This window comes from Paraburkholderia sp. LEh10 (assembly GCF_017814945.1).
Lineage (GTDB): Bacteria > Pseudomonadota > Gammaproteobacteria > Burkholderiales > Burkholderiaceae > Paraburkholderia.
In genome coordinates, this window is the sequence record NZ_JAGIPX010000032.1 from 21,405 (window position 1) to 38,174 (window position 16,770).

The 16,770-nt window shown below is 63.5% G+C and carries 16 protein-coding genes and 1 riboswitch; of the genes, 13 read left to right on the top strand and 3 right to left on the bottom strand.

Annotated elements, in window-relative coordinates; translation table 11 throughout:
• Nucleotides 1–2 precede the first annotated feature (2 nt).
• The 13 genes from J8I87_RS24760 to J8I87_RS24820 all read left to right on the top strand — a co-directional run bounded on the left by J8I87_RS24760 (nt 3) and on the right by J8I87_RS24820 (nt 14,139).
• Nucleotides 3–440 (top strand): CidA/LrgA family protein, encoded by a 438-nt coding sequence (locus tag J8I87_RS24760; protein ID WP_209934646.1) that lies wholly within the window; start codon nt 3–5, stop codon nt 438–440.
• A 77-nt stretch (nt 441–517) separates the two neighbouring features.
• Complete coding sequence (locus J8I87_RS24765) at nt 518–1,246, top strand: LrgB family protein (RefSeq protein ID WP_209934648.1); 729 nt, start codon at nt 518–520, stop codon at nt 1,244–1,246.
• Nucleotides 1,247–1,360: 114 nt separating this feature from the next.
• Nucleotides 1,361–2,170 (top strand): glycosyltransferase family 2 protein, encoded by an 810-nt coding sequence (locus tag J8I87_RS24770; protein WP_209934649.1) that lies wholly within the window; start codon nt 1,361–1,363, stop codon nt 2,168–2,170.
• A 49-nt stretch (nt 2,171–2,219) separates the two neighbouring features.
• Nucleotides 2,220–2,334: riboswitch (S-adenosyl-L-homocysteine riboswitch) on the top strand.
• A gap of 32 nt (nt 2,335–2,366) precedes the next feature.
• Nucleotides 2,367–3,788, top strand: a complete 1,422-nt coding sequence (gene ahcY / locus J8I87_RS24775) for an adenosylhomocysteinase (RefSeq protein WP_209934650.1) — start codon at nt 2,367–2,369, stop codon at nt 3,786–3,788.
• Between the two features lie 186 nt (nt 3,789–3,974).
• Nucleotides 3,975–4,328 (top strand): phage holin family protein, encoded by a 354-nt coding sequence (locus tag J8I87_RS24780; RefSeq protein ID WP_087736270.1) that lies wholly within the window; start codon nt 3,975–3,977, stop codon nt 4,326–4,328.
• Nucleotides 4,329–4,346: 18 nt separating this feature from the next.
• Entirely contained in the window at nt 4,347–5,177 is an 831-nt protein-coding gene (gene metF / locus J8I87_RS24785) for a methylenetetrahydrofolate reductase [NAD(P)H] (protein ID WP_209934651.1), read from the top strand.
• A 194-nt stretch (nt 5,178–5,371) separates the two neighbouring features.
• Complete coding sequence (locus tag J8I87_RS24790; RefSeq protein ID WP_209934653.1) at nt 5,372–7,015, top strand: ABC transporter substrate-binding protein; 1,644 nt, start codon at nt 5,372–5,374, stop codon at nt 7,013–7,015.
• Nucleotides 7,016–7,200: 185 nt separating this feature from the next.
• Nucleotides 7,201–8,832: an ABC transporter substrate-binding protein gene (locus J8I87_RS24795; RefSeq protein WP_209934657.1), complete on the top strand. Its 1,632-nt coding sequence runs from the start codon at nt 7,201–7,203 to the stop codon at nt 8,830–8,832.
• A 154-nt stretch (nt 8,833–8,986) separates the two neighbouring features.
• Entirely contained in the window at nt 8,987–10,000 is a 1,014-nt protein-coding gene (locus J8I87_RS24800; RefSeq protein ID WP_209934658.1) for an ABC transporter permease subunit, read from the top strand.
• Between the two features lie 4 nt (nt 10,001–10,004).
• The gene (locus J8I87_RS24805) at nt 10,005–10,922 is read left to right on the top strand and encodes an ABC transporter permease subunit (RefSeq protein ID WP_209934660.1); all 918 of its coding nucleotides are present in this window, start codon (nt 10,005–10,007) and stop codon (nt 10,920–10,922) included.
• 1 nt (nt 10,923) lies between these two features.
• Nucleotides 10,924–11,928 (top strand): ABC transporter ATP-binding protein, encoded by a 1,005-nt coding sequence (locus J8I87_RS24810; protein WP_209934661.1) that lies wholly within the window; start codon nt 10,924–10,926, stop codon nt 11,926–11,928.
• Nucleotides 11,925–12,953: a peptide ABC transporter ATP-binding protein gene (locus tag J8I87_RS24815; protein ID WP_209934662.1), complete on the top strand. Its 1,029-nt coding sequence runs from the start codon at nt 11,925–11,927 to the stop codon at nt 12,951–12,953. Before J8I87_RS24810 ends, J8I87_RS24815 begins: the two co-directional genes overlap by 4 nt.
• Nucleotides 12,946–14,139, top strand: coding sequence for a TraB/GumN family protein (locus J8I87_RS24820; RefSeq protein WP_209934665.1), 1,194 nt, complete (start codon nt 12,946–12,948; stop codon nt 14,137–14,139). The genes J8I87_RS24815 and J8I87_RS24820 overlap by 8 nt, the downstream gene beginning before the upstream one ends.
• On the opposite strand, the gene J8I87_RS24825 is transcribed toward J8I87_RS24820, so the two are convergent.
• The 3 genes from J8I87_RS24825 to J8I87_RS24835 form a co-directional block, all read right to left on the bottom strand.
• Nucleotides 14,133–14,780: a tetratricopeptide repeat protein gene (locus tag J8I87_RS24825; protein WP_209934666.1), complete on the bottom strand. Its 648-nt coding sequence runs from the start codon at nt 14,778–14,780 to the stop codon at nt 14,133–14,135. The two genes, J8I87_RS24820 and J8I87_RS24825, sit on opposite strands and share 7 nt — an antisense overlap.
• 219 nt (nt 14,781–14,999) lie before the next feature.
• On the bottom strand, nt 15,000–15,956 hold the full coding sequence (locus J8I87_RS24830; RefSeq protein ID WP_209934667.1) for a DUF979 domain-containing protein: 957 nt from the start codon (nt 15,954–15,956) through the stop codon (nt 15,000–15,002).
• Entirely contained in the window at nt 15,953–16,741 is a 789-nt protein-coding gene (locus J8I87_RS24835; protein WP_209934668.1) for a DUF969 domain-containing protein, read from the bottom strand. Before J8I87_RS24835 ends, J8I87_RS24830 begins: the two co-directional genes overlap by 4 nt.
• Nucleotides 16,742–16,770: the final 29 nt, after the last annotated feature.

The following is a 16,770-nucleotide window of genomic DNA, read 5'->3' on the forward strand; positions in this document are numbered from 1 at the left end:
CCATGATCTCGCCGCTCATCGCTCGTCTTGCCGCTTCCGTCCGTCTCGATTCGACGTCGCCCGTCGCGAAGGTCAGCCGGATCGCGGTGCAGAGCGCTGCGCTCGCGGGCGTCTGGTTTGCCGCCGATTTCATCGTGCGCCGCTTCGGCTTGCCGATTCCGGGCGGCGTCGTCGGGCTCGTGATGCTGCTGGCGCTGCTGTTCTGCGGCGGTGTCGCGCCGCGCTGGGTGAAGGCGGGCGCCGACTGGCTGCTGTCGGACATGCTGCTGTTCTTCATTCCCGCCGCTGTGGCCGCTGTCCAGTACGGCGGCCTGTTCCGCGAAGACGGCTGGCGCCTCGCGCTGGTGGTGGTCGCGGGCACGCTGATGGTGATGGTGGCCGTCGCGTTTGCCGTCGAACAGGCCGCGCGCCTCGAACGGCGCCTCGCGTTACGCCGGTGATGGTTCAGCGCGCGCCTGTCGAAGGCCGTGCTGCCTCCAGAAACTTCCGCTAATTCACGCTTCGTAATTCACCTGTCATGAGCGCCTTCGCCTTCTATACGTCGCTTTTCGCCGATGACGCATCCCGGTTGACCGCCGCCGGCTGCTTCGTGCTGACGGTGGCGCTCTATTTCGCGTCGAAGGCGCTGTATGCGCGTTTCAGGTCGCCGTGGCTGACGCCGCTGCTCGCGGTGCCGGCGGTGCTCGCGGCGATCGTCGTGGTCGCGCGGATTCCGTATGCCGTCTACTTTCAGGACACGCGCTGGCTGATGTGGCTGCTCGGGCCGGCGACTGTCGCGTTCGCGGTGCCGATCTATGAATACCGCACTTTGCTCAAACGCCACTGGATTTCGCTCACCGTCGGCGTGACGGTCGGCATTGTCGTCGCGGTGGGCGGCTCGCTCGCGCTATCGAGGCTGCTGCATCTTTCACCGGAACTGCAGCGTTGCCTGATGACCCGTTCGATCTCGACGCCGTTCGCGCTCGCCGTTTCCGACAAGCTTCACGCGCCGAAGGATCTGACCGCGCTGTTCGTGATCGCGACGGGCGTCTGCGGGATGCTGTTCGGCGAAATCGTGCTGGCGCTCGTGCCGCTGCGCACGCGGCTCGCGCGCGGCGCGCTGTTCGGCGCGGCGGCGCACGGCGTCGGCACGGCGAAGGCGCGCGAGCTGGGCAGTGAGGAGGGCGTCGTCGCAAGCCTGACGATGATGATCGCGGGCGTCGTGATGGTGCTGCTGGCGCCTGTGTTCGGGATGCTGCCGCTGTGACGTAGAGGCACGCAAACGCACGTAGCGGCTAGTCGCGTCTATTTTGGAGATGGCCTGCGGCGGACTGGTTCTATGATTATCGGCGCAGACACTCCACGACAGCCGGTTAAAGCGATGTTGCCGATCTCCATCATCATTCCCTGTTACAACGCCGAACAAACTCTTGCCCGGACGCTCGACAGCTGCGTCGCACAGCCCGAAGCAGCACAGATCATCGTGGTCGACGACGGTTCACAGGACGGCTCGCCAGACGTCGCGCTGCGTCATGCGCAGCAGTATCCGCAGATCGAACTGCTGCGCATGCCGCACAACGGCGGCGCGGCGCGCGCGCGGAACTGGGGCGCGATGCATGCGCGCTATCCGTTGCTGGCCTTCATCGACGCCGACGACGAATATCTGCCCGGCGCGCTCGCCGGGCCCGTCGCGTACCTGCAAGAGCATCCGGGCCAGCCGTCCGTCCGGCTCGACGTCGAGTTCTGCGGATTTCCCGCCGATATCACCGGCCATCCGCAATACCCGGAGCATGCCGCGACCCTCAGCAACACGGTGCCGAGCAGTCTCGTGATTCGCCGTTCCGTTTATGCGGCGTTCGGCGGTTTTCCGTTCGACGACGTGTTCCGCCGTCACGGCGGCGAAGACGGCGCGTTTTCGCTCGCGCTGCTCAATATCTTCGACAATCCGCGCCTCGACGACCGCAAGCGCGTGCTCATGCACTATCACCCGAAGATCCACGCCGAGCGCTATTTCCGCATTTCGATGGGCATGGCCGACGTGTCCGACGAACTCATCACCTCGACTCGCGACGCATCGTGGGCGTTCGTGCGCCGCGCGTATGCGGCGATCAGCGAGCTGCGCGGCTTCGAACTCGCGCCGCAACTGCGCGCGCAACTGGACGCGGATTCCGCGCGGAATCAGTCGGCATAGCCGGAATCGTCACACCGCACGCCATCTCGTTTTGCTACAATCGCCGTTCGTCTTCGAGGAGCGTTGCGACGGGCTCGGCCCGCCAGGCTCGAAGGCTTTCAATCGGAAGGATTGGATGCGCGCCGCGCTTACAAACCAACCGCATCGAACGGCGCTCACGTCAACATTTCTAGTCTTTTTTAGAAAGGAGGGCGTGATGAACGCCGCAGTTTACGATTCCAAAGATTCCCAGGATTTCATTGTTGCCGACCTGTCGCTCGCCGATTGGGGCCGCAAGGAACTCACCATCGCCGAGACCGAAATGCCCGGTCTCATGCAAACGCGCGAAGAGTACAAGACGCAGCAGCCGCTGAAGGGCGCGCGCATCGCGGGTTCGCTGCACATGACCATCCAGACGGGCGTGCTGATCGAAACGCTGAAGTCGCTCGGCGCGGATGTGCGCTGGGCATCGTGCAACATCTTCTCGACGCAGGACCACGCTGCCGCCGCGATTGCCAAGGGCGGCACGCCCGTGTTCGCGTTCAAGGGCGAGTCGCTCGACGAATACTGGGAGTTCACGCACCGCATCTTCGAATGGCCGAACGGCGAATTCGCGAACATGATCCTCGATGACGGCGGCGACGCAACGCTGCTGCTGATTCTCGGCGCGAAGGCCGAGAAGGACCGCACGGTCATCGGCAAGCCGACCAACGAAGAAGAAGTCGCGCTGTACAAGGCGATTGCGAAGCATCTCGACGCAGACCCGACGTGGTACTCGACGCGTCTGTCGCACATCAAGGGCGTCACGGAAGAAACGACGACGGGCGTGCATCGCCTGTATCAGATGGAGAAGGAAGGCCGTCTGCCGTTCCCGGCGATCAACGTGAACGACTCCGTCACGAAGTCGAAGTTCGACAACCTGTACGGCTGCCGCGAGTCGCTCGTCGACGGCATCAAGCGCGCGACCGACGTGATGATCGCGGGCAAGATCGCCGTCGTCGCAGGTTACGGCGACGTGGGCAAGGGCTGCGCGCAATCGCTGCGCGGTCTGGGCGCGACGGTGTGGGTCACGGAAATCGATCCCATCTGCGCGCTGCAGGCCGCGATGGAAGGCTACCGCGTCGTGACGATGGAATACGCCGCCGACAAGGCCGACATCTTCGTGACGGCGACGGGCAACTACCACGTGATCAATCACGATCACATGAAGGCGATGCGCCACAACGCGATCGTCTGCAACATCGGCCACTTCGACTCGGAAATCGACGTTGCGTCGACGCGTCAGTACAAGTGGGAAAACATCAAGCCGCAAGTCGACCACATCATCTTCCCGGACGGCAAGCGCGTGATCCTGCTGGCTGAAGGCCGCCTCGTGAACCTCGGCTGCGCGACGGGCCACCCGTCGTTCGTGATGTCGAACTCGTTCACGAACCAGACGCTCGCGCAGATCGAACTGTTCGTCGAAGGCAACAAGTACGAGAACAAGGTCTACGTGCTGCCGAAGCAACTCGACGAAAAGGTTGCGCGCCTGCACCTCGCGCGCATCGGCGCGAACCTGACGGAGCTGTCGGCGGATCAGGCGAAGTACATCGGCGTCGACAAGAACGGTCCGTTCAAGCCGAACCACTACCGTTACTAAGCTGACGCCACGCGGCATGACAGATGCGGCCGCGCGCCATCGCGTGCGGCCGCATCGGACCACGAAGCAGGCCGGCAAGGCGGCTCGACGCGATGCCGCGCGTGGGCCGGCGCTTAGCGCATGCTGCATGAGGTCAACCCAGAGTTCAACCCGGACTTCACACCCACAGACGACCAGGAGCTGCTCATGACTGTATTGCTGACCTGGGTGATCAACGCACTCGCGCTCTTGATCATCACCTACCTCGTGCCGTCGATTCACATCCGCAGTTTCGGTACTGCGCTGATCGTCGCGCTGGTGCTCGGGCTCATCAATGCCGTTCTGCGGCCGGTGCTGATCCTGCTGACGCTGCCCGTCACGATACTCACGCTCGGGCTCTTCATACTGGTGGTGAACGCGCTGTGCTTCTGGCTGTGCGCATCGCTGCTGAAGGGCTTCGAAGTGTCGGGTTTCTGGTCGGCGTTCTTCGGCTCGATTCTGTACAGCATCGTTTCGTGGCTGTTGTCCGCGCTCATCTTCGGCAACCGCAGCATCGGCTGACGGGTTGCGAACAGAACCATGAACCCCATCGAACTTTCATTCGAATTCTTCCCCCCGAAGACGCAGGAAGGGCTCGATAAGCTGCGCGCCACGCGCGCGCAACTGTTGCCGCTCAAGCCCAAATTCGTGTCCGTCACGTTCGGCGCCGGCGGTTCGACCCAGCAAGGCACGCTCGATACCGTGCTCGACATGTCAAAGGACGGCCTCGAAGCCGCGCCGCATCTGTCGTGCATTGGCTCGTCGAAGGAAAGCCTGCGAGCGATTCTCAACGAGTACCGCTCGCACGGCATCCGTCATATCGTCGCGTTGCGCGGCGATCTGCCGTCGGGCATGGGCGAGGTTGGCGAACTGCGCTATGCGTCGGAGCTGGTGAGCTTCATTCGCGCCGAGTTCGGCGACTGGTTTCGCATCGAGGTCGCGGCATATCCCGAGTATCACCCGCAGTCGCGCTCGCCGCGGCACGATCTCGAGAACTTCGCGCGCAAGGTGAAGGCGGGCGCGAATTCGGCGATCACGCAGTACTTCTTCAATGCCGATGCGTATTTCCGCTTCGTCGATGAAGCGCGCAAGCTAGGCGTCGATGTGCCCATCGTGCCGGGCATCATGCCCATCACGAACTACTCGCAGCTGATGCGCTTCTCCGAAATGTGCGGCGCGGAGGTGCCGCGCTGGATCGCGAAGCGCCTCGAAAGCTTCGGTGACGACCGCGACGCGATCCGCGCCTTCGGACTCGACGTGGTGACGGACCTGTGCCGCCGCCTCGTCGACGCAAAAGTGCCGGGCCTGCATTTCTACACGCTCAACGGCGCGGCGGCGAGCAAGGCGATCTGCGAGCGGCTGGGCGTCTGACGGCTACCGTTCGACTCGTTTACGGGCGGCGCATGTGCGAGCATGCGCCGCCCGTTTCATTTCGCGTGACGCCGCCATCGCAGTCGAGCTTTCACCTTCCTGTCATGAAAGCGGGGTGAAAACCCATATTGAATCCGAATATTGGCTGACTATGATCCAAAGGCACTCGACCCAACTGCCTCGCGGAGAACAACATGCCAATGTCATCGACGCTGTTTGCGGTTCGAAAGTCCTGCTTGTCCGCTTTGTCCGCCGTCACGCTTGCCGCGGCCTGCCTCGCGCCCAATCAGGGCGTCGCGGCGTCGCTGCCCGACAAGACGGTTGTCTTCTGTTCCGAAGGAAGTCCAGCCGGATTCGACACTGCGCAGTACACGACGAGCGTCGAGTTCAGCGCGGGCTCATACACGATCTATAACCGGCTGGTCGAGTTTGGCCACGGCAGCACCGACATCGAGCCGGGGCTCGCCGAAAAATGGGAAGTCTCCAGCGACGGCCTGCAATACACGTTTCACCTGCGTCACGGCGTGAAGTTCCACAAGACGTCGTTCTTCACGCCGACGCGCGACTTCAACGCCGATGACGTCGTCTTCACGTATACGCGGATGCTCGATCCCGAGCTGCCGTTCCGCAAGGCCTACCCTGTGCCATTCCCGTACTTCAACGATCTCGGCCTCGCAAAGAACATCGTCAAGGTCGAGGCGCTCGACCCGTACACCGTCCGCTTCACGCTGAAGGAAGTCGACGCTCCGTTCCTGCAGAAGACCGCGATGCCGTTCGCGTCGATCCTGTCGGCCGAATACGCGGATCAGCTGCTAAAGGCGGGCAAGGCCTCCGACATCAACCTGTTCCCGGTCGGCACGGGTCCGTTCATCTTCCGCAGCTACACGAAGGACGAGTCGATCCGCTTCGACGGCAACCCGAATTACTGGAAGCCGGGCGTCGTGAAGGTGAGCAGGCTGATTTTCTCGATCACGGTCGATCCGTCCGTGCGCCTGCAGAAGCTCAAGCGCAACGAATGCCAGGTGATGAGCTACCCAAAGCCCGCCGATATCCCGCAGATCCAGGCGGATTCTTCGCTGGCGCTGCCGCATCAGGTCGGTTTCAATCTGGGCTTCATCGCGTACAACACGACGAAAAAGCCGCTCGACAACGTGCTGGTGCGCCGTGCGCTCGATATGGCCGTCAACAAGAAGGCGATCATCGACTCGGTCTATCAGGGCGCGGGCCAGGCCGCGACCAACCCGATGCCGCCGACGCAGTGGGGCTACGACAGGAGCCTGAAAGATGCGCCGTACGACGTCGACAAGGCGAAAGGGCTGCTCAAGGATGCGGGCTATCCGGATGGTTTCGACCTGACGCTGTGGGCGATGCCCGTTTCACGCCCCTACAACCCGAACGCGCGCCTGATGGCCGAAATGCTGCAGGCGGACTGGGCGAAGATCGGCGTCAAGACGAAAATCGTCACGTACGAATGGGGCGAGTACATTCGCCGCGCGCATAGCGGCGAGCACGAGGCGATGCTGATCGGATGGACGGGCGACTACGGCGACCCGGACAACTGGCTCGGCGTGCTGCTCGGCTGCGACGCCGTGAACGGCAGCAATTTCTCCAAATGGTGCTACAAGCCGTTCGACGACCTCATCAAGCAGGCCCGCGCCACCACCGACATGGCCGTGCGCACCAAGGACTACACCGAGGCTCAGCAGATCTTCAAGCAGGAAGTACCTTTCACTCCGATTGCACACTCGACTGTCTATCAGCCGCTGTCGAAGGCCATCACCGGGTTCAAGATCGATCCGTTTGGTCCGACGCAGTTCTGGAACGTCGGCCTGAAGTAACCAATTTGACGCTTCTTTACGCAATTTCGCTCTAGTTCGGACAGGCTGCCGCGCGGCGCGCGGCAGACCCGGTTTCAGTTGTTTCCGATCGTCAACACAAACAATTTCCTCTGCTTGTGGCCCCTGGGAAACGTCAGTAATATCGCGCTACGCTGGTTTTTGCCGGCGCTGAACCTGGAGGAAACATGAAGCAAAACAAACTGTTGCGCGCGGCACGGCTCACGATGCTGGTCGCGACGGCAGCGGCATCGATGGCGGGGACCCAACTGGCGAACGCCGCCGATATCCCGAACAAAACCCTCGTCTACTGCTCGGAAGGCAGCCCCGCGGGTTTTGATCCGGCGCAGTACACCACGGGCGTGGATTTCACGGCCAACACGTTTACCGTTTACAACCGCCTCGTCGAGTTCGAACGTGGCGGCACGAAGGTCGAGCCGGGCCTCGCGGAAAAGTGGGATGTCTCGCCGGACGGCAAGACGTACACGTTCCATCTGCGCCACGGCGTCAAATTTCACACGACGTCCTGGTTCAAGCCGACCCGCGAATTCAACGCGGATGACGTCGTGTTCACGTTCCAGCGCATGCTGGATACGAACCAGCCGTTCCGCAAGGCATACCCGGTGCAGTTCCCGTACTTCACCGACATGGGCCTCGACAAGCTGATCGACAAGATCGAAAAGGTCGACCCGTACACGGTCAAGTTCACGCTGAAGGAAGTCAACGCACCGTTCATCCAGAATCTGGCGATGGAATACGCGTCGATCCTCTCGGCTGAGTATGCGGATTCGCTGATGAAGGACGGCAAGGCCGCCGACATCAACCAGAAGCCGGTCGGCACGGGCCCGTTCATCTTCCGCAGCTACACGAAGGACGCGACGATCCGTTTCGACGGCAACCCGGACTACTGGAAGCCGAACACGGTCAAGCTGTCGAAGCTGATCTTCTCGATCACGCCTGATCCGGGCGTGCGCGTGCAGAAGCTCAAGCGCGACGAATGCCAGGTGATGAGCTATCCGCGTCCCGCCGACATCGCGCCGCTGAAGGCCGATTCGAACATCGACATGCCGTCGCAGCCGGGCTTCAACCTGGGCTACCTGTCGTACAACGTGACGCACAAGCCCGTCGACAAGCTCGAAGTGCGTCAGGCGCTCGACATGGCGATCAACAAGAAGGCGATCATCGATTCCGTCTACCAGGGCGCAGGCCAGGCAGCGACGAATCCGATGCCGCCTACCCAGTGGTCCTACGACAAGAACCTGAAGATGGCGTCGTACGATCCGGAGAAGGCGAAGGCGCTGCTCTCGAAGGCAGGCTTCCCGAACGGCTTCGACATCACGCTGTGGGCGATGCCCGTGCAGCGCGCGTATAACCCGAACGGCCGCCTGATGGCGGAAATGATCCAGGCCGACTGGGCGAAGATCGGCGTGAAGGCGAAGATCGTCACGTACGAGTGGGGTGAGTACATCAAGCGCGCTCATGCGGGCGAAGACGACTCGATGCTGATCGGCTGGACGGGCGACAATGGCGACCCCGACAACTGGCTCGGCACGCTGCTCGGCTGCGACGCGGTGAACGGCAACAACTTCGGCAAGTGGTGCTACAAGCCGTTCGACGAGCTGGTGCAGAAGGGCCGCGAAACGACGGGTCAGGCCGAGCGCACGAAGTACTACCAGCAGGCTCAGCAGATCTTCGCGCAGCAGCTGCCGTTCTCGCCCATCGCTCACTCGACGGTGTATCAGCCCGTCAGCAAGAAGGTCGTCGACATGCGTATCGAGCCGCTGGGCTACGCGCGCTTCGACGGCGTGAGCATGAAGTAAATCTCGTGATGCGGCGGGCTTCGTTGCTCGCTGCGTCCCATACGCAGTACGCTTTTCGTTCGGTTAGAAGACTGGTCGAAATGGTCCGGCGACCGGGGTCACGAGCCCTCGTCGCCGGTTGCGTTTTTTCTCACCAAGACCAAAGGGACGAACCATGTTCCGATTCGTTTTGCGCCGCATTGGGATGGTCATACCGACTTTCATCGGTATCACGATCCTGGCGTTCGCGCTCATCCATTTGATTCCGGGCGACCCCATCGAAGTGATGATGGGCGAGCGCGGCGTCGATCCCGCCATGCACGCAGCCGCTATGCATCGGCTCGGGCTCGACGAGCCGCTGCCCATCCAGTACATCCATTACGTCGGTCACGCGCTGCAGGGGAACCTCGGCACATCGATCATCACCAATACCAGCGTGATGGGCGAATTCCTGGCCCGTTTCCCCGCGACCGTCGAACTGTCGCTCTGCGCGATGCTGTTCGCACTGATCATCGGGCTGCCGGCGGGGGTGTTCGCGGCGCTGCGGCGCGGCACCGTCGTCGATCATGGCGTGATGGGCACGGCGCTCACCGGCTATTCGATGCCGATCTTCTGGTGGGGCTTGATCCTCATCATGTTCTTCTCTTCGAAGCTTGGCTGGACGCCCGTGTCGGGCCGCATTGCCGTCGAATACGACATTCCGCACGTCACCGGCTTCCTGCTGATCGACTCGCTGCTGCCCGGCACGGACGAAGGCTCGTTCCGCTCGGCGCTGTCGCACCTGATTCTGCCCGCGATCGTGCTCGGCACGATTCCGCTCGCGGTGGTCGCGCGGATGACGCGCTCGTCGATGCTCGAAGTGCTGCGCGAAGACTACATCCGCACGGCGCGCGCGAAGGGCCTGTCGCCCGCGCGCGTGATCGTCGTGCATGCGCTTCGCAATGCGCTGATTCCCGTCGTGACCGTGATCGGTCTTCAGGTCGGCACACTGCTTGCAGGCGCGGTGCTGACGGAGACGCTGTTCTCGTGGCCGGGCATCGGCAAATGGCTGATCGACGCGATCGGCCGGCGCGACTATCCCGTCGTGCAGGGCGGTATCCTGATGATCGCGACGCTCGTGATCGTCGTGAACCTCGTCGTCGACCTGTTGTACGGCGTGCTGAATCCACGCATTCGCCATACGAGGTAAAACCGTGGCAGACATCCAAAATACAGTCCCCCAGGCAGTGACGCCGCCTAGCGGCCGCGCGCTCGCCGCCCGCGAGTTGTGGTCCAACTTCTCGCGCAACCGCGGCGCCGTCGGCGCAGGCATCGTCGTGCTGATCCTGATCTTCGTCGCGATCTTCGCGCCGCTGATCGCACCGCACAGTCCCATCGAGCAATACCGCGATTCCGTGAAGGTTCCGCCCGCATGGCTCGACGGCGGCAGCTGGAAGTTCATTCTCGGCACCGACGAAGCGGGCCGCGACATTCTTTCGCGTCTGATGTACGGCGCGCGCCTGTCGTTCTGGATCGGCTTCGTATCGGTGATGCTCGCGCTGATCCCGGGCATCGTGCTCGGCCTGATCGCCGCGTTCTTCGAGAAGTGGGCCGACACCCCCATCATGCGCATCATGGACGTGCTGCTCGCGCTGCCGTCGCTGCTGCTCGCGGTGGCCGTCGTCGCCATCATCGGTCCGGGTCTGGTGAACACGATGCTCGCCATCGCGATCGTCGCGCTGCCGGGCTATGTGCGTCTGACGCGCGCGTCGGCGCTTGGCGAGTTGCACAAGGAATACGTGATGGCCTCGCGCGTCGCGGGTGCCGGCACCATTCGCCTGATGTTCTCGCAGGTGCTGCCGAACTGCACGGCGCCGCTGATCGTGCAAGCCACGCTCGGTTTTTCGTCGGCGATTCTCGATGCCGCCGCGCTCGGCTTCCTCGGCCTCGGCGTGCAGCCGCCGTCGGCGGAGTGGGGCGCGATGCTCGCGTCGGCACGCGACTACATCGACAGCGCATGGTGGATCGTCACCATGCCCGGTCTCGCCATCCTGATCTCGGTGCTCTCGATCAACCTGCTCGGCGACGGGCTGCGCGACGCACTCGACCCGAAACTCAAACGGCTGGCCTGACATGAGCAACGGTAACCTTTTGACCATCCGCAATCTCGCGGTGAACTTCAGCGGCCTGGCTGCTGTGGATCGAATCAATCTGAACGTGGCGCCGGGCGAAGTGGTCGGCGTCGTCGGCGAATCGGGCTCGGGCAAAAGCGTGACGATGATGGCGCTGATGGGCCTCATCGACGCGCCCGGCAAGGTCACCGCCGACGAAGTCACGTTCGATGGCAAAGACCTGCTGAACGCGACGCCGAAAGAGCGCCGCAGGATCATCGGCAAGGACGTGGCGATGGTGTTCCAGGACGCGCTGACGAGCCTGAACCCGAGCTACACGGTCGGCTATCAGATCAAGGAAGTGCTGAAGCTGCACGAAGGGCTGCGCGGCGATGCGCTGAACAAACGCGCGCTCGAACTGCTCGATCAGGTCGGCATTCCTGATGCGAAGAACCGCATCAATACGTTCCCGCATCAGATGTCGGGCGGTATGAACCAGCGCGTGATGATCGCGATGGCAGTCGCGTGCAACCCGAAGCTGCTGATCGCCGACGAGCCGACCACGGCACTCGACGTGACCATTCAGGCGCAGATCATGCAGCTGCTCGTGCAATTGCAGAAGGATCGCGGCATGGCGCTAGTGCTGATTTCGCACGATCTGGCCGTGGTGTCGGAAGTCGCGCAGCGCGTGGCCGTGATGTACGCGGGCGAAGTGATCGAAACGAACCGCGTGCCGGATATCTTCAACGCGCCGCATCATCCGTACACGGAAGCGCTGCTGGCGGCGATTCCCGAGCACAACGTCGGCGCGGTGCGTCTCGCCGCGCTGCCGGGCATGGTGCCGGGACGCGACGATCGCCCGAAGGGATGCCTGTTCGCGCCGCGCTGCAAGTACGTCGTCGACGACTGCAATAAGGCGCGGCCGGCGCTCTCGCCGCTCGCGGATCACGACCCCGCAGCCCAGGTTCGCTGCATCAAGCCGCTGAACCTGGTTCGCGATGCCATTCAACACGGAGGCGCACGATGAATGCAGTACCCGAAACGCGCCGCCAGGATGGTGGCAAGCCCGCTGGCGACCACGTGCTGGTCGCCGACAACCTCGCGCGTCACTATGACGTGAGGCGCGGCATGTTCGGCCACGGCACCGTGAAGGCGCTGAACGGCGTGTCGTTTCATCTGGAGCGCGGCCAGACGCTCGCGGTGGTCGGCGAATCCGGCTGCGGCAAGTCGACGCTCGCGCGCCAACTGACGATGATCGAAGCGCCGTCGTCGGGCCGCCTTCTGATCGACGGCGAAGACGTGGCGGGCGCAGGTCACGAGAAGATCGCGCAGTTGCGCCGACGCGTGCAGATGGTGTTCCAGAACCCGTTTGCCTCGCTGAATCCGCGCAAGACCGTCGAGCAGACGCTGGGCGAGCCGCTCGCGATCAACACGCAACTGAGCGCGAGCGAGCGCGCCGAGCGGATCGCGCACATGATGCGCGTCGTCGGCTTGCGGCCCGAGCACGCGAAGCGTTATCCGCATATGTTCTCGGGCGGCCAGCGTCAGCGCGTGGCGATTGCGCGCGCGATGATTCTCGATCCGCAGATCGTCGTCGCCGACGAGCCCGTCTCCGCGCTCGACGTGTCGATCCAGGCGCAGATCCTGAACCTGTTCATGGACCTGCAGGATCAGTTCAAGACGAGCTATGTGTTCATCTCGCACAACCTGTCGGTGGTCGAGCACATCGCGGACGACGTGATGGTGATGTACTTCGGCGGCATCGCCGAACTCGGCGACAAGAAGCGCATCTTCAGCAAGCCGCGTCACCCGTACACACGGGCGCTGATGTCGGCGACGCCGTCTATCTTCGAAGCCGACCGCCGCATCCAGATCAAGCTGCAGGGCGAAATGCCTTCGCCGCTCAATCCGCCGTCGGGCTGCACGTTCCATCAGCGCTGCCCGTATGCGATCGAGCGTTGCCGCAAGGAGGAGCCGAAGCTGCGCGAAGTGGATGGCCGTCAGGTGTCGTGTCATCGCGCCGAGGAGGTGGGGGACGACGCGAATGCATGATGGGGTGGCGGCGCGTGGTCTCGCGCGCCGTCACGCGCGTCGTTCGCATCATGTGCATGCGGGTGGCGTGCGCGCTGCGTCCGGCTGGCGTCGAGCGGCGCGCATCCTCGCGGGTGCGGCGCTCGTCACAGCGGCGCAGTGTCCGTTTCATTGGCTGACTGCGATCGCCCCGGCACACGCGGCGGGCGCAGCGGCAAATACGCCCATTCAGGGCGCGCAGGCCAATCAGGTCGGCCGCCCGGCCGTTCCCGTGCCGCATGCGCCGTCGCAACCGCGCGCGGCGCTGCCCGGTTTCAATCCGCCGCCGTCCTATGCGAGCGGCACGACGGCAAGCGGTCCGGTGCGCGCGCAACCGGCGCGCATGCCTTTCTACGCCGCGACGCGCGGCAGGACGACGATCTACCTTCTGGGCACGCTGCATGTCGGCGATCCGAACGACTATCCGCCCAACCAGCCGTTTCGCGCGCCGATCCTCGGTGCGCTCGCCGCATCGCCTACGCTCGCGCTCGAACTGTCGCCCGACGATCTGCTCATCTCGCAGGACGACGTGTCGAAATACGGCGTGTGCGCGTATCAATGCCTGCCGAAGTTGTTGCCCGAGCCGCTATGGCACAAGCTGGCGATGCGGCTGCGCGGCAATCCCGCCGCGCTCGACGAGATCAGGAAGATGCGTCCGTGGCTCGCCGCGTTGCTGGTCGAAACCTACGATTCGTTGAGCGCGGGGCTGCAAACCGAGTACGGCACGGAAGCACAGTTGCAGAACGTGTATTTGCGTCAGAAGGGGAAGGTCGTCGGACTGGAGACGCTGGCCGAGCAGATGCGCGCATTCACGGGGCTCACGCTCGCGCAGCAGCGCGAAATGCTCGCACAGGATCTCGTGCAGACGCCCGCCGAAAACGTCGCCGATGTGCAGACCTTGCACCGCCTATGGCGCGTCGGCGACGCCGACGCGATTGCAGCGTGGGAAGCGGCGAAGTCGGAGAAGCTCGCGCGCGACCAGCGCATTTCCACGAAGATCGACAACAAGATCGTGTTCGATCGCAACCGGCGCTTCGTCAACCGGATGCTGGCAATCGCAGCGCCGAACAAGCCCGTTTTCGTCGCGATCGGCGCGCTGCATCTGGGTGGGCAAAAGGGCGTGCTGCAATTGTTGCGGCAGCGCGGTTTTGTGGTCGAGCCTTACTGAGGCTGCCGCCAGGCGGTCACGGCATCTTCGGCGCGCCGCGCGATGAGTCCCTTCGCGCCGCCCGTCTTCAGACAGACATGGGTGGTACGCGCATTCAGCGACAGCAATGCGCGGTAATGCACGTCTGCTTCGTCCAGGCGCATCAGGCGGTCGAGCGCCGAGCCGAGATTCAGATGCACGTCGGCGAGCGTGGGGGCGATTTTCAGCGCTGCGCGGTAGTGATTCACGGCTTCACTGAGCCTGCCTTCGCCCTCGAGCGCGACGCCGATGTTGTTGTGCACGTCGGCAGAGCGCGGGTCGAGCGCCAGCGACACACGATAGCAACGCAGCGCCAGCGCATGCTCTCCCGGCGCACCCGCAACGAAACCACGGTCGTTCCAGCACTCGGCGTTATCCGGTTCGAGTTCGAGCGAAAGGTCGAGGTAGTCGAGCGCCTCGGCATGCTGGCCGCGCTGATGCAGCAACACGCCGTAGTAATGCAGCGCGTCCGGATGGTCGGGGCACAGGTCGAGCGCCTCGCGGTATAGCGCCTCGGCTTCGCTGAAGCGGCAGGAACGATGCGCTTCGAGCGCGAATGCCAGCGTGACGGGGAAAACGTGTGCTGCAAAGGAAGGGGAAGCGACGGCAGATTGCGCTTGCATGGCGATGCTCTCCAGACTCTCGAAAGAGCCGGCGCACACCCGCTAAGCGCCGGACCGTGAACGATGCAACGTTCACAGGTTAGGTCCGGGGCCTCGGACAAACTATCAGATGCATCCTAAAAACGGCCTCGCGCCTTTTGAAGGCTGGCGCAAGGGCGGCTCGCTTGTCCCGAAAATGGATTGTGGCGAGCCGCCTGCAGTTCGAACGGGACGCCTGCGCTACAGGAACATCAGGAAGTTGAGCAGCAAGATGTTCACGACGAGCAGCGTGAGCGCCGTCGGAACCTGCACCTTGATCACCGCGTTCTTGTCGGGCAATTCGAGCAGCGCGGCGGGCACCATGTTGAAGTTCGCGGCCATCGGCGTCATCAGCGTGCCGCAGTAGCCGGAGAACATGCCGATCGCGACCATCACGGCCGGGTTGCCATGAAACACATTGACGAGGATCGGCACGCCGACGCCGCCCGTCATCACCGGGAACGCCGCGAAGCCGTTGCCCATCACCATCGTGAAGAGGGCCATGCCGATGCAGTAGACGGCCACCGCGATCAGCCGGTAGTCGAGGCTGATGTACGCCGTCGTCACGTGCGCGACGGCCTTGCCGACACCCGCGTCGGAGAACACGAGGCCGAGCATGCCGAGCATCTGCGGCAGCACGGCCGCCCACGACAGCGCATCGACGAGACGCCGCGCTTCCTTCATCGACTGGCCGACGGTGTCGCGCGTCATCATGCAGGCGAATGCCAGTGCGATCACGCAGCCGATGCCGAAGCCGATCAGCGTGACATTCTTCTGCTCGATCAACGGCGTGCCGCCGAATACCAGATGACTCGCCGATAGCGTGATGATCACCGTGACGACGGGAATCGTCAGCGCGGGAAAGAACAGCTTGTTGCGCAGCCGCTTGGCGCTCGCCTTGCGCGCGGCTTCCGACAGCACTTTCGGCTTCCCGGCCGTCACGCCGCCGAAGCCCGCGATCAGCGCCATCACGATGACGAGCGCGCCGACGAGCTCGACGGGCAGCTTGTCGCCGATCAGGAAGATCAGCGCGTAAATGATCCAGAAGCCGCCCGCCGTGAAGCGGCGCGGATGTTCCTTGTCGGTGGCGATCATGCCGCCGATCACCAGCAGCACGATGCCGAGCAGCCAGAACAGATAGTTGATGGTGAGTGTCATGGCTGGTCTCCCGTTGCCGGATGCGTGGTCGATTGTGCGGCGGACTGGCCTGTCTTGCTGTTATTGTCGGAATGCATGGCGGCTTGCGATTCGGCGTTGCCGTGCAGTTCGCGCTCGAGCTTGCGGTCGAGCAGCCAGAGCCGGAAGCCGTGAATCACGAATGCGCTGATTGCCGTCGGAATGCCCCACAGCGCGACGTGCATCGGTTCGACCGTGATGCCCGCTTCCTTCAGGAACGTGACCATCAGGACGATCGCGCCGAACGCGACGAAGATGTCCTCGCCGAAGAAGAGGCCGACGTTGTCCGTCGCCGCCGAGAACGCGCGCAGCTTGTAGCGCACGGCATCCGTGAGCTTGCCGAAGCGCGTTTCCGTTGCGCCTTCGGCCATCGGCGCGATCAGCGGACGCACCATCTGCGGATGGCCGCCGAGGCCCGTCAGGCCGACGGCCGCCGTCAGCTCGCGCACGAGCAGATAGACGATCAACAGACGCCCGGCCGTTGCCGCCTTGATGCTCGCGATCCAGGCCTGCGCGCGCTCGCGCAGCCCGTGCCGTTCGAGCAGCCCGATCACCGCGAGCGGCAACAGGATGATGAGCGGGATATTGCGCGTCTTGATGAAGCCGGCGCCGATCGCGGCGAGAATTTTCTCCGGCGGAAAGTGCGCGGCGATGGCGGTGATGACCGCGGCGGCGGCCACGATCAGCATCGGGTTGAAGCGCAACACAAACCCGATGATGATGACCGCGACGCCAATGAGCGGCCATAGGTTGACGGTTGACTGCATCTAGATCTCCAGAGGTGGTCCTGCATTGG